At 67.8% G+C, this 20,059-nt stretch carries 24 protein-coding genes; 13 read left to right on the top strand and 11 right to left on the bottom strand.

The genetic code is table 11. The annotated features are described in order from the left end of the window. The first annotated feature begins 3 nt into the window (after positions 1-3). Both AC3A6B_RS11715 and AC3A6B_RS11710 read left to right on the top strand, forming a co-directional pair. Entirely contained in the window at positions 4-216 is a 213-nt protein-coding gene (locus AC3A6B_RS11715; protein WP_487836870.1) for a hypothetical protein, read from the top strand. A gap of 28 nt (positions 217-244) precedes the next feature. Next, positions 245-1,921 carry a SulP family inorganic anion transporter gene (locus AC3A6B_RS11710; RefSeq protein WP_487836869.1) on the top strand — a complete coding sequence of 559 codons (1,677 nt, stop codon included), beginning with the start codon at positions 245-247 and terminating at the stop codon, positions 1,919-1,921. On the opposite strand, the gene AC3A6B_RS11705 is transcribed toward AC3A6B_RS11710, so the two are convergent. Together AC3A6B_RS11705 and AC3A6B_RS11700 are read right to left on the bottom strand one after the other, a co-directional pair. Beyond that, positions 1,918-2,394, bottom strand: coding sequence for an outer membrane protein assembly factor BamE (locus AC3A6B_RS11705; protein WP_487836868.1), 477 nt, complete (start codon positions 2,392-2,394; stop codon positions 1,918-1,920). The two genes, AC3A6B_RS11710 and AC3A6B_RS11705, sit on opposite strands and share 4 nt — an antisense overlap. A gap of 42 nt (positions 2,395-2,436) precedes the next feature. Continuing rightward, a complete protein-coding gene (locus tag AC3A6B_RS11700; protein ID WP_487836867.1) occupies positions 2,437-3,105 on the bottom strand; it encodes a hypothetical protein in 669 nt (222 codons plus the stop codon). A gap of 132 nt (positions 3,106-3,237) precedes the next feature. Here AC3A6B_RS11700 and AC3A6B_RS11695 point away from each other — a divergent pair, with 132 nt between their 5' ends. The 7 genes from AC3A6B_RS11695 (at position 3,238) to AC3A6B_RS11665 (ending at position 8,763) form a co-directional block, all read left to right on the top strand. After that, on the top strand, positions 3,238-3,444 hold the full coding sequence (locus AC3A6B_RS11695) for a DUF3460 family protein (RefSeq protein WP_093105897.1): 207 nt from the start codon (positions 3,238-3,240) through the stop codon (positions 3,442-3,444). Between the two features lie 111 nt (positions 3,445-3,555). Next, a complete protein-coding gene (locus tag AC3A6B_RS11690; protein ID WP_487837002.1) occupies positions 3,556-4,353 on the top strand; it encodes a segregation and condensation protein A in 798 nt (265 codons plus the stop codon). Positions 4,354-4,375: 22 nt separating this feature from the next. After that, positions 4,376-5,953 (top strand): L-aspartate oxidase, encoded by a 1,578-nt coding sequence (gene nadB, locus AC3A6B_RS11685; protein ID WP_487836866.1) that lies wholly within the window; start codon positions 4,376-4,378, stop codon positions 5,951-5,953. 54 nt (positions 5,954-6,007) lie between these two features. Continuing rightward, positions 6,008-6,877 carry a 3-methyl-2-oxobutanoate hydroxymethyltransferase gene (panB, locus tag AC3A6B_RS11680; protein WP_487836865.1) on the top strand — a complete coding sequence of 290 codons (870 nt, stop codon included), beginning with the start codon at positions 6,008-6,010 and terminating at the stop codon, positions 6,875-6,877. Between the two features lie 13 nt (positions 6,878-6,890). Beyond that, positions 6,891-7,721, top strand: coding sequence for a pantoate--beta-alanine ligase (gene panC / locus AC3A6B_RS11675; RefSeq protein ID WP_487837001.1), 831 nt, complete (start codon positions 6,891-6,893; stop codon positions 7,719-7,721). Positions 7,722-7,727: 6 nt separating this feature from the next. Next, the gene (gene queE / locus AC3A6B_RS11670; RefSeq protein WP_487836864.1) at positions 7,728-8,366 is read left to right on the top strand and encodes a 7-carboxy-7-deazaguanine synthase; all 639 of its coding nucleotides are present in this window, start codon (positions 7,728-7,730) and stop codon (positions 8,364-8,366) included. Positions 8,367-8,385: 19 nt separating this feature from the next. Beyond that, positions 8,386-8,763 carry a 6-carboxytetrahydropterin synthase gene (locus AC3A6B_RS11665; RefSeq protein ID WP_487836863.1) on the top strand — a complete coding sequence of 126 codons (378 nt, stop codon included), beginning with the start codon at positions 8,386-8,388 and terminating at the stop codon, positions 8,761-8,763. Between the two features lie 3 nt (positions 8,764-8,766). On the opposite strand, the gene nadA is transcribed toward AC3A6B_RS11665, so the two are convergent. The 6 genes from nadA to AC3A6B_RS11635 all read right to left on the bottom strand — a co-directional run bounded on the left by nadA (position 8,767) and on the right by AC3A6B_RS11635 (position 13,180). After that, positions 8,767-9,891: a quinolinate synthase NadA gene (gene nadA / locus AC3A6B_RS11660; protein WP_487836862.1), complete on the bottom strand. Its 1,125-nt coding sequence runs from the start codon at positions 9,889-9,891 to the stop codon at positions 8,767-8,769. 139 nt (positions 9,892-10,030) lie between these two features. Beyond that, on the bottom strand, positions 10,031-10,897 hold the full coding sequence (nadC, locus tag AC3A6B_RS11655) for a carboxylating nicotinate-nucleotide diphosphorylase (protein WP_487836861.1): 867 nt from the start codon (positions 10,895-10,897) through the stop codon (positions 10,031-10,033). 3 nt (positions 10,898-10,900) lie between these two features. Next, entirely contained in the window at positions 10,901-11,902 is a 1,002-nt protein-coding gene (locus AC3A6B_RS11650) for an NAD(P)H-dependent glycerol-3-phosphate dehydrogenase (protein WP_487836860.1), read from the bottom strand. 25 nt (positions 11,903-11,927) lie between these two features. Then, positions 11,928-12,392 (bottom strand): protein-export chaperone SecB, encoded by a 465-nt coding sequence (gene secB / locus AC3A6B_RS11645; RefSeq protein ID WP_093105876.1) that lies wholly within the window; start codon positions 12,390-12,392, stop codon positions 11,928-11,930. 98 nt (positions 12,393-12,490) lie between these two features. Continuing rightward, positions 12,491-12,751, bottom strand: a complete 261-nt coding sequence (gene grxC, locus AC3A6B_RS11640) for a glutaredoxin 3 (protein ID WP_487837000.1) — start codon at positions 12,749-12,751, stop codon at positions 12,491-12,493. A 21-nt stretch (positions 12,752-12,772) separates the two neighbouring features. Continuing rightward, the gene (locus AC3A6B_RS11635; protein ID WP_487836859.1) at positions 12,773-13,180 is read right to left on the bottom strand and encodes a rhodanese-like domain-containing protein; all 408 of its coding nucleotides are present in this window, start codon (positions 13,178-13,180) and stop codon (positions 12,773-12,775) included. Positions 13,181-13,252: 72 nt separating this feature from the next. On the opposite strand from AC3A6B_RS11635, the gene gpmA reads away from it, so the two are divergent. The 3 genes from gpmA (at position 13,253) to AC3A6B_RS11620 (ending at position 16,354) form a co-directional block, all read left to right on the top strand. Then, complete coding sequence (gene gpmA / locus AC3A6B_RS11630; protein ID WP_487836858.1) at positions 13,253-13,996, top strand: 2,3-diphosphoglycerate-dependent phosphoglycerate mutase; 744 nt, start codon at positions 13,253-13,255, stop codon at positions 13,994-13,996. A gap of 100 nt (positions 13,997-14,096) precedes the next feature. After that, positions 14,097-15,539, top strand: coding sequence for a S41 family peptidase (locus tag AC3A6B_RS11625; protein WP_487836857.1), 1,443 nt, complete (start codon positions 14,097-14,099; stop codon positions 15,537-15,539). A gap of 53 nt (positions 15,540-15,592) precedes the next feature. Beyond that, the gene (locus tag AC3A6B_RS11620; protein ID WP_487836856.1) at positions 15,593-16,354 is read left to right on the top strand and encodes a HesA/MoeB/ThiF family protein; all 762 of its coding nucleotides are present in this window, start codon (positions 15,593-15,595) and stop codon (positions 16,352-16,354) included. A 7-nt stretch (positions 16,355-16,361) separates the two neighbouring features. On the opposite strand, the gene AC3A6B_RS11615 is transcribed toward AC3A6B_RS11620, so the two are convergent. Both AC3A6B_RS11615 and AC3A6B_RS11610 read right to left on the bottom strand, forming a co-directional pair. Next, a complete protein-coding gene (locus tag AC3A6B_RS11615; protein WP_487836855.1) occupies positions 16,362-18,380 on the bottom strand; it encodes an AsmA family protein in 2,019 nt (672 codons plus the stop codon). Between the two features lie 8 nt (positions 18,381-18,388). Further along, the gene (locus AC3A6B_RS11610; RefSeq protein WP_487836854.1) at positions 18,389-18,580 is read right to left on the bottom strand and encodes a hypothetical protein; all 192 of its coding nucleotides are present in this window, start codon (positions 18,578-18,580) and stop codon (positions 18,389-18,391) included. Positions 18,581-18,866: 286 nt separating this feature from the next. Between AC3A6B_RS11610 and AC3A6B_RS11605 the strand changes: the two genes are divergently transcribed. After that, positions 18,867-19,271: a response regulator gene (locus AC3A6B_RS11605; protein WP_487836853.1), complete on the top strand. Its 405-nt coding sequence runs from the start codon at positions 18,867-18,869 to the stop codon at positions 19,269-19,271. A 72-nt stretch (positions 19,272-19,343) separates the two neighbouring features. Here AC3A6B_RS11605 and AC3A6B_RS11600 read toward each other — a convergent pair whose 3' ends face one another. Then, positions 19,344-19,976, bottom strand: coding sequence for a response regulator (locus tag AC3A6B_RS11600; protein WP_015866882.1), 633 nt, complete (start codon positions 19,974-19,976; stop codon positions 19,344-19,346). Between the last annotated feature and the right edge of the window lie 83 nt (positions 19,977-20,059).

Raw genomic sequence — 20,059 nt, 5'->3', positions numbered from 1 at the left:
CTCATGAACCGCTGCGTCCTCATCGCCGCCCTCATCCTGGCCTTCGGCCTGCCGCTTGGCGGCTGCGCAGTGGTCAGCGTCGCGAGCACGGCGGTGAGCGTGGGCGCCGGCGCGGTCGGCCTGGCGGCCGATGCGGCGATCGGCACGGCCCGCATCGCGGGCAAGGCAGTGGGCGCCACGGCCGATGCCGTGCTGCCCGACAGCGAAGATCGCTGAGCGAAAAAGGCGCATCCACAATAGCGTCATGACCTCGCCATTGAAGCTTGCGCACTTCCGCCCCCGACTGATCGACGCGCTGGCCGGCTACGACAGGCAACGTTTTTTCAAGGACCTCGGCGCCGGCGCCACGGTGGGCATCGTGGCGCTGCCGCTCGCGATGGCCTTCGCGATCGCTTCCGGGCTCAAGCCCGAGGCCGGCATCTGGACCGCGATCATCGCGGGCTTCCTGATCTCGGCCCTGGGCGGCTCGGCAGTGCAGATCGGCGGGCCGGCCGGCGCCTTCATCGTGATCGTCTACGGCATCGTCGAGCGCTACGGCGTGGCGAACCTGCTGATCGCGACCGCCTGCGCCGGCGTGTTGCTGCTGCTGATGGGGCTGTTCCGGCTCGGCAACCTGATCCGCTACGTGCCGGTGTCGATCGTGATCGGCTTCACCAACGGCATCGCGGCGCTGATTCTGATCTCGCAACTCAAGGATTGGCTCGGCCTCTCGATCGAGAAGATGCCGGCCGACATGTTCTCCCAGCTGCACACGCTGGCCACGAACCTCGGCAGCTTCAATCTCTACGCTTTCGGGCTCGGCCTGGTCTGCCTCATCGGCCTGTTCGCCTGGCCGAAACTGCTGCACGACAAGACGCGCTTCGGCTACGCAGTGCACCTGGTGCTGGGCCGCATGACCGAGCTGCGCGCCGTGCGTGCCGGTTCGCGCATGCCGGGGCCGATCGTCGCGCTGGTCACGCTGACGCTGGTGTCCTGGGGCTTCAGCCTGCCGGTGGAGACCATCGGCACGCGCTTCGGCGGCATTCCCGAAGGCGTGCCAGGCTTCGCGTTGCCCGATTTCTCGTGGGAAACCGTCAAGCAGCTGGTGACGCCCACGATCACCATCGCGCTGCTCGGCGCCATCGAGTCGCTGCTGTGCGCGCGCGTGGCCGACCAGGCCAGCGGCCAGCCTCGCCACGACCCCAACCAGGAACTGATGGCGCAGGGCATCGCCAATGTGGTGACCCCTTTCTTCGGCGGCATGCCGGCCACCGGCACCATCGCACGCACCGTGACCAACGTGCGCGCCGGAGCCAGCTCGCCCATCGCCGGCATCGTGCACGCGCTCACGCTGCTGGTGGTGGTGCTGGTGGCGGCACCGCTCGCGCAGCACGTGCCGCTGGCGGTGCTGGCCGGCATCCTGGTGTTCGTGGCCTGGAACATGGGCGAATGGCGCGAGTTCTCGCCCTACATGCTGCGCCGCTTCAGCCAGCACTACAGGTTCCTGATGCTCGGCACCTTCTTCCTCACCGTGGTGTTCGACCTGACGGTGGCGGTGCAGGCGGGCATCGTGCTGGCCTGCGCCTTGTTCATCCGGCGCATGAGCACGCTGTTCAGCGTCGAGATGGTGTCGCTGCAGCCGCCGGTGCTGACCTTCAGGCTCTACGGCGCGCTGTTCTTCGGCGCCGCCGCCAAGCTGGACCCGACCGTGCAGGCGGTCGAGCGGGCCCCGCGCGGCATGACGGTGGTGCTCGATGCGATGCAGCTGATTTCGCTCGACGCCACCGGCCTGGACGCGCTGCGCCAGCTGCACAAGGCGGTGCTGGCGCGCGACGGCGTGCTGCGCATCGAGTCGCTGCAGCCGCAGCCGCTCGAAGTGATCGTGCGCTCGGGCTTCGCGGACGAGATCACCTCGGGCGCACCCGGCCAGGCCGCACACTAGTTCGAATTGGCTTCGGTGCTTCGGTCCGGCGAAGAACCGGAGCGCACCACGCGCTGGTCGTCATTGAGCGTGGCAACGAACACCATCGGCGAATTCGGCGGCTGGAGCCAGCGCCATTCCCAGGCGGTCTCGTTCTTGAGCGGGTACGGCGTGCGCCTGGCCGGCTTGCCGAGCAGCTTGCGCAGGTCTTCCATCGCCATGCCGGGCTGCACCCGGGCGAAGTTCTCGGGCGTGAGCACCTGGCGCAGCGCGCTCATCTTGCCGTCGGCGCCGATGGTGATCATGTAGTTCTTCTGGCCCGCGGGCTGGCGGTTGTATTCGAAGACACGGCCGCCCGGCGCGTCCCAGATGTTTTCCGGCTGGCCGAAGCGGGCCCGAACGTCGGCCTCGGTCGACACGCCCTCCTCCAGCTCACTGATGCGCTGCGGGTCGCAGCCGGTCAGGCAAAGCGCGGTGGCCAGAAAAATGGCCACCGCGGCGGTCTTGCCATTTCGTCTGTTTCGTCCTTGCACCGTTCAATTCTGCGCGAAGCAGTACATCAGACCGCCGCCACCTGTGGTCTTGAGCGCCTCCAGGCTGCAGCCGCGGGTGGGGTGCGAGGAGTTCCAGGACTTCGCGGGCGCACTGTCGTCCAGCCCCCTGCGGTCGTGGTGACCCACGATGGCCGAGCCTTCGCCACTCTTGGTCCAGTTGCCGCAGGTGTTGTCCTTGTCGTTACTCACGGCACGGCCGTCGGGCGACGAGCCGGTCAGGATGTCGTGCAGGTTGACGGGGTCGCCGCCCCCGCTGACGATCTGGCCCTTTTCGGTCAGCGCCGTCTGCTTGTTGAGCTTGTTGCTGGGGCCGTGCAGGTCGTCCACGCTGCTGGCGATCTGCTCGCCCTTGGCGTTGACCCAGGGGCCGCGGCCGATGCGGTCACGCGCATTGACTGCCGGGGTGCCCGCCATGGCACTGCTGCTGAGGTAGGCACGCCAGGTCCGGCCGCCGGCACCCGCGCTCGCGGCCAGGCTCTGGCAATGGCGGTCGGCGCCCGCGAGGCCGCCGAAATCGGCGCCCTTGCCGGGGTTCGCGCTGGTGAGGAAGAAGCTCATCTTGCTTTGCGGCGTACCGGTCATGCCGCTGCAGGCCGCCAGTGCAATGGCCGCCGCGGCCGTCGAAACGAGGTACAGCGAAAGTCGGCGCATGAGCAATCTCCTTATGGTGTTGGGGAGCCGCCACGCTAGCGCATGGCGACCCCTCCAACAATGAGGAATCCACCGGTGCGGGAAGACCGGGATTGAGCCCCGGTAAAATTCGCCGCAAAGGTCCAAACCCCCATGTCCATCTTCGCCCGCCCCCACTACACCTCCGAGATCACGAACTTCATCGAAGAGATGAAGGAAAAGAAGCCAACCCTCGAGGCCGAACAGCGCGCCGGCCGCGCGCTGCTGTGGGACAAGCACCTCGACCGCGACGCGCTCGAGGAGTACGGCCAGGCCAATGTGCCGCAGCAGCCCTACGTCTACCAGACGCGCGTGAAGTAACAAGTGCCCATCCGGCCTGTAGCGCATTCCCGGGCCACCATGGCGGGCGACGATGCCCGCGCCGTGGAGGCAGAGGACGTCATCGACGAAGACGCGCCGCCGATCGCCGCGATGCCCGAGGTGATCGACCAGGTCGCGCTCGCCCGGCTCTACGGAGAGCCCCTGTTCGCGCTGCCGAACGACCTCTACATCCCGCCCGAGGCGCTGCAGGTCTTCCTGGAGGCCTTCGAAGGGCCGCTGGATCTGCTGCTCTACCTGATCCGCAAGCAGAACTTCAATATCCTCGACATCCCGATGGCGGGGCTGACGCGCCAGTACCTGACCTATGTGGACCAGGTGCGCCAGACCAACCTCGAGCTCGCGGCCGAGTACCTGCTGATGGCGGCGATGCTGATCGAGATCAAGTCGCGCATGTTGCTGCCGCCCAAGAAGTCGGCGGACGGCGAGGAGGTCGAGGACCCGCGCGCGGAACTGGTGCGCCGCCTGCTCGAGTACGAGCAGGCCAAGCTGCAGGCTGCATCGATCAGCGCGATGCCGCAGGCCGGGCGCGATTTCTGGAAGGCGCAGGTCTACATCGAGCAGTCGCTCAAGCCGCGCTTTCCCGACGTGAACGTGGTCGACCTGCGCGAGGCCTGGGCCGACATCATGAAGCGCGCCAAGCTCGTGCAGCACCACAAGATCTCGCGCGAGGAGCTCAGCGTGCGCGAGCACATGAGCATCGTGCTGCGCCACCTGCAGGGGAGGCAGTTCGTCGAGTTCGAGAAGCTGTTCGACGTGACGCGCGGCGTGCCGGTGCTGATCGTGACCTTCATCGCGATGCTCGAGCTCGCGAAGGAAACATTGATCGACATCACGCAGGCCGAGGCCTTCGCGCCGATCTACGTGCGGCTCGCCTACTCGCCCGCCTGACCTTCTTCCCGACCCTCCTTCCATGGCATCGCGTGACTTCGACGTCCTGATCGTCGGCAGCGGCCTCGCCGGCCTCAGCGCCGCGCTGCATCTGGCGCCCACGCATCGCGTGGCCGTGCTCACCAAGCGCGCGCTGAACGACGGCTCCAGCCAGTGGGCGCAGGGCGGCATCGCGGCCGTCCTGGGCGAGGGCGACAGCCTGCAGTCCCATGTGGACGACACCCTGGTCGCCGGCGCCGGCCTCTGCGACCTGGCCGCGACCCGCTTCGTGGTCGAGCATGCGCCCGAGGCCATTGCCTGGCTGCGCGAACTCGGCGTGCCCTTCTCGCTCGAGAACGGCGAGCTGCACCTGACGCGCGAAGGCGGCCACAGCCAGCGCCGCATCGCGCACGTGACCGACGCCACCGGCGCCGCGGTGCAGCGCACGCTGATCGAGATCGTGCGCCGCACGCCCGGCATCACGCTGTTCGAGGAACACACGCTGGTCGACCTGATCACCGGCCGCAAGCTCGGGCTGGCCGACCCGGCCTGCCTGGGCCTCTATGCGCTGGACGAGGCGACCGACGAAGTGATCACCTTCCGCGCGCCGCACACCATCCTGGCCACCGGCGGCGCCGGCAAGGTCTACCTCTACACCACCAATCCCGACACGGCCACCGGCGACGGCATCGCCGCGGCGTGGCGCGCGGGCTGCCGGGTGGCGAACATGGAGTTCATCCAGTTCCATCCGACCTGCCTGTACCACCCGCATGCCAAGTCCTTCCTGATCAGCGAGGCGGTGCGCGGCGAAGGCGGCCTGCTGAAACTGCCCGACGGGACCCGCTTCATGCCCGCGCACGACGCGCGCGCCGAGCTCGCGCCGCGCGACGTGGTGGCGCGCGCCATCGACTTCGAGATGAAGAAGCACGGGCTGGACTGCGTGCACCTGGACATCTCGCACCAGAGCCCGGCCTTCCTGCAGGAGCACTTTCCCAACATCCTCGCGCGCTGCGCCGAGCTGGGCATCGACATCACGCGCGAGCCCATTCCCGTGGTGCCGGCCGCGCACTACACCTGCGGCGGCGTGCTGAGCGACTTGAGCGGCCGCACCGACGTGCCGGGCCTCTACGCCATCGGCGAGACCGCCTGCACCGGCCTGCATGGCGCCAACCGGCTGGCCAGCAACTCATTGGTCGAATGCATGGTGTTCGCGCGCGCGGCTGCTCTGGCCATCGCCGAGGCACAGGCGCACGCCGGCGCCGAGCTGCCGCCCTGGGACGACAGCCGGGTCACCGATGCCGACGAGACCGTGGTCATCTCGCACAACTGGGACGAGCTGCGCCGCTTCATGTGGGACTACGTGGGCATCGTGCGCACCAACAAGCGGCTGGAGCGCGCCGCCCACCGCATCGCGCTACTGGCCGCCGAGATCCACGAGTTCTATGCCCACTTCCATGTCACGCGCGACCTGCTGGAGCTGCGCAACCTGGTGCAGGTGGCCGAGCTCATCGTGCGCTCGGCGCAGGCGCGGCGCGAGAGCCGCGGCCTGCATTTCAGCCGCGACTATCCTTCGCTCGCCGCGCCCGCGGCGCCCACGATCCTGGTGCCGCCGGCCGCTTGAGGCGCCGCCCGGTTCGAACCTGCGGCGCGCTGCGCCATTGTTGAGAAGCACACCATGCCAAACGCCGCCACCCCCTACGGCACCCTGCCGCCCGCGTCCCCGCCGTCGCTGCGCAAACCGCTGAGCCTGCCGCGCCTGGCGGAGCTGCATGCGCGCGGCGAGAAGATCACCATGCTGACCGCCTACGACGCCACCTTCGCCGCCATGGCCGATGCGGCCGGCGTCGAATGCCTCTTGGTCGGCGACTCCCTGGGCATGGTCTGCCAGGGCCTGCACAGCACCGTGGGCGTGACGCTGGACACCATGCGCTACCACACCGAGAGCGTCTTTCGCGGGCTGCGCCGCGTGCAGGGCACGGCCTGGCTGATCGCCGACCTGCCCTTCGGCAGCTACCGGGAATCGCGCGAGCAGGCCCTCGCCAGCGCCACGGTGCTGATGCAGGCCGGCGCCCACATGGTCAAGCTCGAAGGCGGCGGCTGGACCACCGAGACCGTCCGCTTCCTGGTCGAGCGCGGCATCCCGGTGTGCGCGCACCTCGGCCTCACGCCGCAGACGGTGCACGCGCTGGGCGGCTACCGCGTGCAGGGCAAGGGCGAGCAAGCGGCAGCCCTGCTCAAGCAGCAGGCCCATGCGCTGCAGGACGCGGGCGCCGCGATGCTGGTGCTGGAGATGGTGCCGGCCGCGCTGGCCGCCGAGCTCACGGCCGAACTGAAGCACTGCGCCACCATCGGCATCGGCGCCGGCCGCGGCACCGCCGGCCAGGTGCTGGTGCTGCACGACATGCTGGGCATCAACCTCGGCAAGATGCCGAAGTTCGTGCACAACTTCATGGCCGATGCGTCCGGCATCGCAGAGGCTCTTGCAGCCTATGTGCGCGCGGTGAAGGACGGCAGCTTTCCCGACGACCAACTTCACGCCTGGTAGGCACATGACGACCATGCACATCGCACACACCATTCCTGAACTGCGCAAGCACCTGGCCCGTTTCCAGCGCCCCGCCTTCGTGCCCACCATGGGCAACTTGCACGAGGGCCATCTGGCCCTGGTGCAGCAGGCCAGGCCGCTGGGCGACGTCACCGTGGCCAGCATCTTCGTGAACCGGCTGCAGTTCCTGCCGCACGAGGACTTCGACACCTACCCGCGCACCTGGGAGAGCGATTGCGAGAAGCTGCGCTCGGCCGGCTGCGATGTGCTGTTCGCGCCCGACGAGAAGGCGCTCTACCCCGAGCCGCAGACCTGCAAGGTGCATCCGGACCCGGCGCTGGCCGACATCCTCGAAGGCCATTTCCGGCCCGGCTTCTTCGTCGGCGTCTGCACCGTGGTGATGAAGCTCTTCGCCTGCGTGCAGCCGCATGTCGCGGTGTTTGGCAAGAAGGACTACCAGCAGCTGATGGTCATCCGCCACATGGTGCGGCAGTTCGCGCTGCCGATCGAGATCGTGGGCGGCGAGACCCGGCGTGCGGATGACGGATTGGCGCTGTCCTCGCGCAACGGCTACCTGAGCGAGGCCGAGCGCGCGGAGGCGGTGCAGTTGTCGAAGGCGCTGCAGGCCATGGCCGATGCGCTGCGTTCGGGCGAGCGCGACCTGGCCGCGATCGAGGCGCGCGCGCTGCAATCCCTGAAAGAGCGCGGCTGGCAGCCCGATTACCTGGTGCTGCGCCGCCGCGCCGACCTGCAGGCGCCGGCGCCCGGCGAGCCGCTGGTTGCGCTGGCCGCGGCCCGCCTGGGCGCCACGCGGCTGATCGACAACCTGGAGATCGACCTCTGAGTCTTCATGAGCTACAGCGTCAAGGAAATCTTCTACACCCTGCAGGGCGAAGGCGCCCAGGCCGGCATGCCGGCCGTGTTCTGCCGCTTCGCCGGCTGCAACCTGTGGAGCGGCCGTGAAAGCGACCGCGCCGACGCCGTCTGCCGCTTCTGCGACACCGATTTCGTCGGCACCGACGGCACCCTGGGCGGCAAGTTCGCGAGCGCCGAACTGCTCGCCGACACCGTCGCCGCGCAATGGCCGGCCGGTGACGCCGAGCACCGGATGGTCGTGCTCACCGGCGGCGAACCGCTGCTGCAGGTCGATGCCGCGCTGATCGCCGCCCTGCACGCGCGCCGCTTCCGGATCGCGGTGGAAAGCAACGGCACCGTGCTTGCGCCCGAAGGCATCGACTGGCTTTGCATCAGCCCGAAGGCCGGCGCGCCCTGGGTCCAGCGCACGGGACAGGAACTCAAGGTGGTGTGGCCGCAGCCCGGTCTCGACCTGGAGGCGCTGCAGGCCGGCAGCCGCTTCGCGCACCGCTTCCTGCAGCCGATGGACGGCCCGGCACAGGCCGAGAACACGGCCCTGTGCATCGATACCTGCATGCGCCGTCCCGGCTGGCGGTTGAGCCTGCAGACCCACAAATTGACTGGGATCCGCTGAGGTCCGCACCCCGCAACCGATGTCTACCCAGCAACTCACCGTCAGTCAGCGCTTCTTTTTCGACGCCGCCCACACCCTCAGGCGCGAGATCGACGCCGAAGGCAGCCGCCGCATCCACGGCCACACCTACCACGCGGAGGTCGCCGTCAGCGGGCCGCTCGATCCGGCCACCGGGATGGTCATCGACCTCGGCCTCTTGCGCGAACACCTGCAGGCGGTGCGCGAACGGCTCGACCATCACCTGCTCGACGACGTGCCCGGCCTGGGCATCCCCACGCTGGAAAACCTTTGCCTGTTCATTGCCCATGCGCTGGCCGACATGCGGACGCCGCCCTCGCGGGTGCGCGTCTGGCGCGACGCGCTGGGCGACGCCTGCACGCTGGAGCTCGGCGCCTGAGGCTCAGGCAGCGCCGATGCCGGCAATCAGGCTGCCGGGCGGCTGGCCGTTCTTGAGCCCGGCCGTGAAGGCCAGCATGCGGTCGATCGGCACGCGAGCGCGAAGACCCAGCGCAGGGTCGACATGGATCTCCCCGGCACCCGTTTCGAGCACGCGCGCCAAATCGGCCAGGCCGTTCATCGCCATCCACGGACAGTGCGCGCAGCTCTTGCAGGTGGCGCCGTTGCCGGCCGTGGGCGCCTCGATGAAGATCTTGCCGGGATTGAGCGTGCGCAGCTTGTGCAGCATGCCGCTGTCGGTGGCGACGATGAATTCGGCGGCGTCCATGCGCTGCGCCGCGCCCAGGATGCCGGAGGTCGAACCCACCGCATCGGCCAGCGCGATCACGTCGGCCGGAGCTTCCGGATGCACCAGCACCTTGGCCCGCGGATGGGCCTCCTTCAGCAGTTCGAGCTCGAGCGCCTTGAATTCATCGTGCACGATGCAGGCACCTTCCCAGCTCACCATGTCGGCTCCGGTTTCGCGCCGGATGTAGTCGCCCAGGTGCCGGTCGGGCGCCCACAGGATCTTGCGGCCCTCGGCCGTCAGCGCACGCACCACGTCGAGCGCGCAGCTGGAGGTGACCAGCCAGTCGGCCCGCGCCTTCACCGCCGCGCTGGTGTTGGCGTAGACCACCACGGTGCGATCGGGGTGCTGGTCGCAGAAGGCGCCGAAGGCATCCGCCGGGCAGCCGAGATCCAGCGAACAGGTGGCGTCGAGGTCGGGCATCAGCACGCGCTTCTCGGGCGAGAGGATCTTGGCGGTCTCGCCCATGAAGCGCACACCTGAGACCACCAGCGTCCGCGCCGCATGGTCGCGGCCGAAGCGCGCCATCTCGAGCGAATCGCTCACCAGACCGCCGGTTTCCTCGGCCAGGTCCTGCAGGTCGGGATGCACGTAGTAATGCGAGACCATCACCGCATCGCGCTCGCGCAGCAGGCGGCGGATGCGCTGCTTGAGCGCTTCGCGTTCGGCCGGCGCCGGCTCGGGCAGAACGCGGGCCCAGGCATGGCGCGTGTCGCAGGCGACGCCGGCTTCGGCCGGCTGCTCGTAGTCGACATCGATAACGGTGGAAGATGCAGTAGCCATGGCTGATCCATTACCAGTTGCGCAAAATGTCCGTTCCTTCCAGGAACACCGCGGAACCGGCTTTGCCGGGCCGCTGGTGTTGCCCCCGGTGAGGGGGTTGGCGGCCACACGAAGTGGGCAAGCCTGGGGGTGAGCCTATCTAGAAGCGCATCGAAAAATCGACTGCCTTGATGTCCTTGGTCAGCGCGCCCACCGAGATGCGATCGACGCCGGTCTCGGCCAGGGCACGCACGCTTTCGAGTGTGACCCCGCCGGAGATCTCCAACACGGCGCGGGTCTTTCCGGCCGCCTCGTTGCGGCGCACGGCTTCGCGCAGGGTGGGAAGGTCCATGTTGTCCAGCAGCACCATGCGCGCGCCCTGGGTCAGCGCCTCGTCGAGCTGGTCCAGCGTCTCGACCTCGATCTCGACGAATTTCGCCCGGCCGGCCACGCGCGCCGCGGCTTGCAGCGCAGCGCTGACGCCGCCTGCGGCGGCGATGTGGTTTTCCTTGATCAGGATGGCGTCGTACAAGCCGATGCGGTGGTTGGTGCCGCCGCCGACGCGCACCGCGTACTTCTGCGCGAGTCGCAGGCCCGGCAGTGTCTTGCGGGTGTCGACGATGGCGGCGCGCGTGCCGCGGACCGCTTCGACATAGGTGGCGGTACGCGTCGCGACGGCGCTCAGGAGCTGCAGGAAATTGAGCGCGGTGCGCTCGGCAGTGAGCAAGGCCCGCGCATCGCCCGAGATTTCGAGCACGGTCTGGTCGGCCGCGCAATGCGCGCCTTCCGCGCCCTGCCACACGATGCGGGCCTGCGGGTCGAGTTGGCGCACGACGGCCTCGACCCACGGTGCGCCGCACAGCACGGCGGCCTCGCGCAGCAGAACCCGTGCTGTGGCACGGCGGCCGGCGGGCACCAAGCCGGCCGTGAGGTCGCCGTCGCCGGCGTCTTCGCGCAGCGCCCGCGTGGCATCGGCCTGCGCGAGCTCGGCCACACGGGCGGTAGAAAAATCGAAGATGTCGTCCATTGTTCAGATTGATTCGACGCCGGGCTCGCGCCCCATCAGTTCGGCGACCGCTTCCGCCGGCCGCACGCGGCCATCGAGCAGTGCCACCACGCTGTCGGCGATCGGCATCTCGACCCCCAGATGGCGCGCGCGCTGCACCACGGTGCGCGCGCAGTAGACGCCCTCGGCCACGTGGCCCAGCGAGTCCACCGCCTGCGCCAGCGTGCGGCCCTGGGCCAGCAGCAGGCCGACCTTGCGGTTGCGCGAGAGATCGCCGGTGGCCGTGAGCACGAGGTCGCCGAGGCCGGAGAGCCCCATGAAGGTATCGGCGCGCGCGCCGAGCGCGACGCCGAAGCGCGTCATCTCGGCCAGGCCGCGGGTAATCAGCGCGGCGCGCGCATTGAGGCCCAGCGCCAGGCCGTCGGCCAGGCCGGTCGCGATCGCCAGCACGTTCTTGACGGCCCCGCCGACCTCGACGCCCACGATGTCGTCGTTGGCATAGACGCGCAGGGTCGGGCCGTGGAAGGCCGCCACCAGCGCATCGCGCAGCTGCGGGTGGAAACTGGCGGCGACCAGCGCCGTGGGACGACCCTGTGCCACCTCCTGCGCAAAGCTGGGACCGCTCAGCACGCCGGCTATCAGATGGGGCGCGACGGCGGCCTGGATCTCGTGCCCCAGCAGGCCCACGGCGTCCGGGTCGGCGCGTGCCGGCTCGACGCCCTTGCAAAGCCAGGCCACCGGACAGGCGGCGTCGCGCAAGAGCACGAGCTGTTCGCGCAAGGCCGCCATCGGCGTCGCGACGATAGCGAGATCGGCGCCCGCCAGCGCGCCGAGCGCATCGCCAGCGCGGATGGCGAGCGATGGAGGCAGCGCAATGCCGGGCAGATAGCGCTGGTTCTCGCGCGCCGCCGACATGGCCTGAGCCTGGGCCGCATCGCGCGCCCACAGGGTGACCGGATGGCGGCCGGCCGCATTGACCGCCAGCGCCGTGCCCCAGGCACCGGCGCCGAGCACGCAGATCTTCATCGGCGGCGGCGCAGTTGCGTTGCGCTTACTGCGTGACGATCGGCGAGGGCTGGCCCGCCGCCTGGGCCTGCTGCTGTTCGAACATGGCCTGGAAGTTGATCTCGGCCAGGTGCACCGGCGGGAAGCCGCCGCGCTGGATCACGTCGGCCACGTTGCCGCGCAGGTAGGGGTAGACGATTTGCGGGCAGGCGATGCCGAGGATCGGGCCCATCTGGTCTTCGGGCAGGTTGCGGATCTCGAAGATGCCGGCCTGCTTGGCCTCGACCAGGAACACGGTCTTGTCCTGGATCTTGGTCTGCACGGTGGCCGAGACGGTGATCTCGAAGATGCCGTCGGTCACCGGCTGGGCATCGACGCCGAGCTGGATGTCGACGGTCGGCTGCTCCTGCTCCAGAAGGATGGCCGGCGAATTGGGCTGCTCGAGCGACAGGTCTTTCAGATAGACGCGCTGGATCTGGAAGACGGGATCTTGGGCTTGCTGGTCGGCCATGGCTGAACTTTCGAGGGTCAAAACAACGCCCGCCGGGGAGAAGGTCCCGAGAGCGGGCTGGAGAATGGGATGAAAGGGACGATTATCGCCCCGTGGCCTCAGGCGCCTTGCAGCAACGGCATGAGGCCGCCGCGGCCGTCGAGCGCGATCAGGTCGTCGCAGCCGCCGACATGGGTGTCGCCGATGAAGATCTGCGGCACGGTGCGCCGCTGGGTGGCGTTCATCATCGTGATGCGCGCCTGTGGATCGCTGTCGATGCGAATCTCCTCGATCTGCTCGACACCCTTGGCCTTGAGGATTTGCTTGGCTCGAATGCAATAGGGGCAAACGGCGGTGGTGTACATCTTGACGGCTTGCATCGTGCTCATGTCGGGGGAAGTTCAGGCCTTTTCAACAGGCAGGTTAGCTTCTTTCCAGGATTTGAGCCCGCCGGCCACGGCTTGGGCCTGCTCGTAGCCGAGTTTCTTGGCCATCGCCACCGCACGCTGGGCCCGCGCCCCGGTGGCGCACATCAGAAGCAGCGGCACCGATTTGTTCTTGACGGCGGCGCCGAGTTTTTCCTCGAGTTGGTTGAGCGGCACGTTCTTCGCACCGGTCACGTGGCCCGCGGCATACTCCTCGGGTTCGCGCACGTCGACCACCACCGCCCGCTCACGGTTGATGAGCTGCACCGCCCCCTGGGCCGTGAGCGATCCGGCGGTGGCGCCGCGCAGCAGCGGCCAGGCCAGCATGCCACCCGAGCTGAGCGCGATCAGGATCAGCATCCAGTTGTCGACGATGAATTTCACGGTGTTCCTTGAGTAGCAAACCCCGGATTTTAGAATGTCGACTTTTCGCTCGCGTTCCAAAGGCCTTCCCCCATGCACAAACTGGTACTGATCCGCCACGGCGAATCGACCTGGAATCTCGAAAACCGCTTCACCGGCTGGACCGACGTCGACCTGACGGCCACCGGCATCGACCAGGCCAAGCAGGCCGGGCGGCTCCTGAAGGCCGAGGGTTACGACTTCGACGTCGCCTACACCAGCGTGCTCAAGCGCGCCACCCGCACGCTCTGGCATACGCTCGACGAACTCGACCGCACCTGGCTGCCGGTGGTGCACTCGTGGCGGCTGAACGAGCGCCACTATGGCGCGCTGCAGGGCCTCAACAAGGCCGAAACCGCCAAGAAGTACGGCGACGAGCAGGTGCTGGTCTGGCGCCGCAGCTACAGCACCCCGCCGCCGCCGCTGGAGCCGAACGATCCGCGCTGCGAACGCAGCGATGTGCGCTACGCCAAGCTGGCCACGGAGCAGGTGCCGCTGACCGAGTGTCTCAAGGACACGGTGGCGCGCGTGCTGCCCTTCTGGAACGAATCGATGGCGCCGGCTATCCGCGCCGGACGCCGCCTGGTGGTGGCGGCGCACGGGAATTCGATCCGCGCGCTGGTGAAGTACCTCGACGGCATCTCCGACGACGATATCGTGGGCCTCAATATCCCGAACGGCATTCCGCTGGTCTACGAGCTGGATGACGAACTCAAGCCGCTGCGGCACTATTACCTCGGCGACGCGGCAGCGGCCGAAAAAGCCGTGGCTGCCGTGGCTGCGCAGGGCAAGGCGTGACGAAAACCGCTGCAGCTTCGACGGGTACGCGGAACCCCGGCAGACAACTTGCTTCCAAGCTGTGTATATTGGATTCGACAGGCGACAAGGACGTTTACACATGGGCCAGAAATTGAAAATCACCGGCTGGGTTGCAGCCGGCGCCGTGGCCGGCGCGCTGACCACCGTCTCGTTGCAAACTGTTGCACGAGGTTCTCTGGCCCCTCTCCCTCTGGAAGAACTGCAGCAGCTCGCTGCGGTGTTCGGCATGGTGAAGAGCGACTATGTCGAGCCGGTCGACGAGAAAAAGCTCATCTCGGATGCGATTTCGGGCATGGTCGCCGGGCTCGATCCGCATTCGCAATATTTCGACAAGAAATCCTTCAAGGAATTTCGCGAGGGCACCACGGGCCGCTTCGTCGGCGTGGGCATCGAGATCTCGCAGGAGGACAACCTGATCAAGGTGGTGTCGCCGATAGAGGGCTCCCCCGCCTTCCGCGCCGGCCTCAAGCCGAACGACCTGATCACGAAGATCGACGACACCGCCGTGCGCGGACTCACGCTCAACGAGGCCGTCAAGCGCATGCGCGGCGAAGCCAACACCAAGGTGCTGCTCACGATCTTCCGCAAGGACGAGAACCGCACTTTCCCGGTGACCATCACGCGCGAAGAGATTCGCACGCAGTCGGTGCGCGGCAAGGTGATGGAGCCGGGCTACGGCTGGATCCGCCTGTCGCAATTCCAGGAACGCACGGTCGACGATTTCGTCAAGAAGGTCGACGAGATCTACAAGCAGGAACCCAATCTCAAGGGCATGGTGCTTGACCTGCGCAATGATCCGGGCGGCCTGCTCGACGCGGCGGTGGCCATCTCGGCCGCCTTCCTGCCCGAGAACGTCACCGTCGTGTCCACCGACGGCCAGCTGGCGGAGAGCAAGTCGGTCTACAAGGCTGCACCCGAGTTCTATCAGCGGCGCGCGGGCAGCGATCCGCTGCGCAACCTTCCTGCTGCGCTCAAGACGGTGCCGCTGGTGGTGCTCGTGAACGAAGGCTCGGCTTCCGCCAGCGAGATCGTGGCCGGCGCCCTGCAGGATCACAAGCGCGCCATCGTGATGGGCAGCCAGACCTTCGGCAAGGGTTCGGTGCAGACGGTGCGCCCGCTCGGCCCCGACACCGGCCTCAAGATCACGACGGCGCGCTACTACACGCCGAGCGGCACCTCGATCCAGGCCAAGGGCATCGTGCCGAACGTTCTGGTCGACGAAAGCGCCGAAGGCAGCCCCTTCGCCGCGCTGCGCATGCGCGAGGCCGACCTCGAGAAGCACCTGGCGAGCGGCCAGGGCCCGGAGAACAAGGATCCCGAGCGTGAAAAGGCCCGCGACGAGGCCCGCAAGCGGCTCGAGGAAGAAGCCAAGAAGCCGCCGCAGGACCGCAAGGTGCCCGAGTTCGGCACCGACAAGGACTTCCCGCTCATGCAGGCCTTCAACCGGCTCAAGGGCCAGCCCGTGCTGGTGAGCAAGACGCAAGTGATCGTCGAGAACAAGGAAGAAAAGAAGGAGAACTGATCCCGGGGCGGCTCCCGCGGGAGCCCTCGACCCGGCGATCGACCGCGCAGCGCATGGAAGACCAAGACCTCCTGCGCTATTCGCGCCACATCCTGCTCGAAGAGTTCGGCATCGACGGCCAGGTCCGCGTCAGTGCGGGCCATGCGCTGGTGATCGGTGCCGGCGGGCTCGGGTCGCCGGTGCTGCTCTATCTCGCCGCGGCCGGGGTCGGCCGCATCACGCTGGTCGACGACGACGAGGTCGATCTCACCAACCTGCAGCGCCAGATCGCCCACGACACGGCACGGGTGGGCATGCCCAAGGTCGAATCGGCGGCCGAGGCGATGCGCGGCATCAATCCGGACATCCGCATCGAAACGCATCGGCTGCGCGCCGACGATGCGCTGCTCGCCCGGCTGGTCGCCGAGGCCGACGTGGTGGTCGACTGCAGCGACAACTTCGGCACCCGGCATGCGGTGAACCGGGCCTGCGTCGCCCATGCCAAGCCGCTGGTGGCGGGCGCGGCGATCCGCTTCGACGGCCAGCTGAGCGTGTACGACACGCGCGATCCGGCCTCGCCCTGCTACGCCTGCCTGTTCCCGCCGGATGCCCACTTCGAGGAAACGCGCTGCGCCGTGCTCGGCGTGTTCGCGCCGGTGGTCGGCGCCATCGGCACCCTGCAGGCCGGCGAGGCCCTGAAGCTCCTGGCCGGCATAGCCCCTTCGCTGGCCGGCAGCCTGCTGATGTTCGACGGGCGCCGGACGGCTTTCGACACCCTGCAGGTGGCGCGCGATCTGGGCTGCAGCGTGTGCGGACACCGCCCGGGCGCCGGCTGAAAAAAAGCTACTGCTTCTTCGCCTTGGCAGCGCCGGCGGCAGCCTCCCGCGAGGCCGGCTTCTTCGCCTGGGCCAGCACGTCCTGGCAATCTGCATCGACGCCGGGGCCGGTTTCGACGGTCGCGGCGAGGGCGAGCAAGGGGTTGATCACACTGAGCGCCAGGGCGGCGATGCCGCGTGTCGCGAGGGGGCCCGCTTCGACCGCGGCGGTGGGCGAAGCGAAGGTGCCGCCGATGAGCAGCGGCGAGCGCAGCGAAAGAATGCTTCTGTCCTTGGGCTCCGGCCGGACCACGAAGTCCAGCGTCTCGTTGGCGAGGCTGGCACTGCCGCTCATGTTGAAGACCGTGTCTTCTGTATCGAACACCATGCTGCGGCCATACATCGCGCCCTTGTCGACATCGAAGGCGACCGCGGCGCAGCGCAAGACGACGTTCCGGTCGCCGCGCAGCAGGAACTTGATGATCTCGCCGCCATCGAGGCCCATGAACTCCAGCAGCAGGTTGCTGAACTGCCCTCGGCCGGTGATGGCCGCCACGTCCCCGGAGGAGGTGCCGAGCCAGCTCGCGACCGAGTTTCCGCGCCCGGATAGGTTGATCCGCCCGTCGAGCCTTCCAAAGCTGGTGCGCAGAGTCTCGACCTTGGGGATCAGGCGGTTGAGCTGCATCGCGCGCACGTCCAGCTTCGCGCGGATGTCGGCCGGGTTCTTCGTGGCATCGATGCGGATCGCGCCGGCCAGCCTGCCGTTGGCGACGCCCAAATCGAGCGGGTCGAGCATCAGCACGCCGTCCTTCAGCTTCACCTGCACGCTGCCCTTGTCGAGCGGCAGCTGGCGCACGTTCTGGATCCGATCGGCCACGTACTTCACCTCGGCATTCATGGCGCGCAGGCGCTCGAAGTCCAGCGTGGCAGTGGGCAGCACCTTGCGCCCCGGATCGCGGCGTGCACGCTTGACTTGGGCAACGGTGGGCGGTGGCGCGACGCCGTCGATCGCCTTGGCCGAACGCTCGGTCGGCGGCAGGCCGATCAGCGGGCCGAGGTCATCCATGTCCATCACGCGCGAGCGCAGGCTGCCCGCCAGGTAGGGCGGCTTCTGTGCCTGGTCGAACTGCATGTCGCCGCCGATATCGGAAAGGCCCAGCTTGCCCTTGAGGCCTTGCACCTCCCACAGCTTGGCGCGCTTTTTCAGGTCGCCACTGAGGGCGTAGGGAGAAGTCTGGGGCAGCGCGATGCCGAGCAGTCCGTACAGATCGCCGAGGTTCTGGCCCTTGAGTTCGAAGCGGGCGTCGACGCCGTCCAGGCTGGCGAGTTCGGCCACGGTGCCTTGCGCCTTCAGCCGGGTCTGGCCCGCGGCCGCGCTGATCTCGAGCGGGAACGGCGGCTGGCCCGCCGCGTTGAGCTGCAGCACGTTGCCGGTGCGGCCCTCTGCCGTGAGCGGCTGGCGCTGGTAGCGGCCCTTGATGCGGTAGCTGAGCGGCATGTCACCACGGCTGGTGTCGAAGCTGAAATCGGCATGCAGGTCCACGCCCCAATGCTCGGCAAGGAAGTCGAGCCCGCCGCCGTCGATCTGCAGGAGGCCGATCTTCGGCACCGTTGCATCATCCGAGGTGTCCTTGCCCAGCGCCCAGGTACGACGCCCGTCCTCTTCCAATTGAAGGCCCAGCGAAGGTGAAACCAGGGCCAGGCGGGGAATCACGACCTTGCGCGCCAGGAGCGGCCACAGCCTGAGCTCCAGTTCGGCGCTCTGCGCCCGCACGAGGTAGGGGTCGCGTGCCCAGGAAGGATTGGCGAATTCGATGCCATCGAGCTTGACGGTCGCTCCGCGCCAGCCGAGATCCACGTCCAGCCGCCGCGTGATCTCGAACTTGCGGCCGGTCTTGTCGCTGACGTAGCGGTTGATCGGCTCCCGCAGCGCGTCCCAGGGGAAGAACGCCAGCGCCAGCAGGAAGGCCGCGATCAGCCCCAGCAGCACTGCGCCAAGCTTGATCCAGATCGAGCGGCGCGGCGTGGGGGCGGGGGTCGGGGTCACGGCGGCATCTACTTGTCCGGCGTCGAAGTGATGGATGCGGGGGACGCGAGGAAGCAGATGGCGGTGACGCCAACCGCGGCGGCGTTTTTCGCTGCCTCAGCCAGCTTCAGTTCGGCGTTCGCGGTCTCGCCGATCACCACGACTGCGGCGGCCGCCAGGGTCAGGAGGCCCACGGCCACGTAGTTCCACACGATGTTCATCTCGGCGCCTTCCGTTGGAGAAAGATGCGCAGCCCATGGAGCGATCCGCATCGGGATCGAGGGTAGCCGGGCGCATCCGGCACCGGGGTCGGCGCTCGACCGCAGCCGCTGTGCGGCAAAGCCTACGGCCGGAAATCATTCGCTGTCGTAAGAACAAGCCTACAGCCGCAGGGCGCCGAACGCTGCATGATGCGGGGGCTGTTGATTTGTAGCATTTTGCGAATGAGCCTTCGCGTGGACCACGATCCACGGGGCTCGATCGCCCCAGAGACGCGCCGGTTCTCCAATGGACCCCAGATTGAAAACCTACATCGTCGAAGACAACGTCACGATCCGCGAGAATCTCGTCGGTACTCTGGAGGAACTCACCTGCATCTCGGCCGTTGGTTTCGCCGAGACCGAGACGGAAGCAGTCCGCTGGCTGAGCGAGAACAACGACCAATGGGAGCTGGCCATCGTCGATCTGTTCCTGAAGCAAGGCAGCGGTCTGGGCGTGCTGCAGGCTTGCGTGTCGCGCCGGCCCGACCAGAAAGTGGTGGTGCTCAGCAATTACGCCACCCCCGACATACGCAAGCGCTGCGCCCAGTTCGGTGTCGACGCCGTGTTCGACAAGTCGAACGAGATCGATGCGCTGATCGATTTCTGCATCGAGCAGTCCTCCGCGCTTCGCCAGCCGTCCAGCTCGAGCTGAAGCCGCGCATCGCGACCGATGGTCTTTTCCAGCACGCGGCAGCCCCGCAGGAATGGAGCCGCCGCCGGAATCTCAATCGATCAACTTGTTCTTCAGCGCGTAGTACGTCAGGTCGCTGTTGGAGGAGAGATTCATCTTCTCCATCAGGCGCGTGCGGTAGGTACTGACGGTCTTGACGGAAAGCGAGAGCGTCTTGGCAATGTCGCCCGCCGTTTCGCCCTTGGCCAGCTTCAGGAACACCTGGAACTCGCGCTCCGACAGTTGCTCGTGCGGCGCCGCGTCGTCCTTGCGGTCGAGTTGGCGCGCCAGCAGTTCGGCCACGGCCGGCGTGATGTAGCGGCGACCCAGCGAAATGGTGCGGATCGCGTTCACGATCTCCATCGGATCGCACTCCTTGTTGAGATAGCCGCTCGCGCCCTGGCGGATCAGGTTCATCGCGTAGTGCTCCTCGGGGTAGCCGCTCAGGATGAGGATGCCGACGTCCGGCGCCTTGGCGCGGATCATCGCCAGGGCATCGATCCCGCTCTGTCCGGGCATCGACAGATCCATCACGAGCACATCCAGCTCCGTGGTGCGCACGAGTTCGATCGCTTCGCGTCCGCTGGCCGCCTCCCCCGCAACGCGCAGGTCGACGTGCTCCGAGAAGAACTGGCGCAAGCCGGAGCGCACGATGGCGTGGTCGTCCACAATTCCGATCTTGATCATCTGGTACCTTCTTTATCGTTTCGCGGTTTCTTGCGTCGCGGCATGCCGCCCCCTGATCCACGTCAATTATTCCCGAATTTGAA

Source organism: Variovorax sp. Soil_C_33, assembly GCF_057656935.1.
This window is presented reverse-complemented; position numbering and strand designations above follow the sequence as displayed.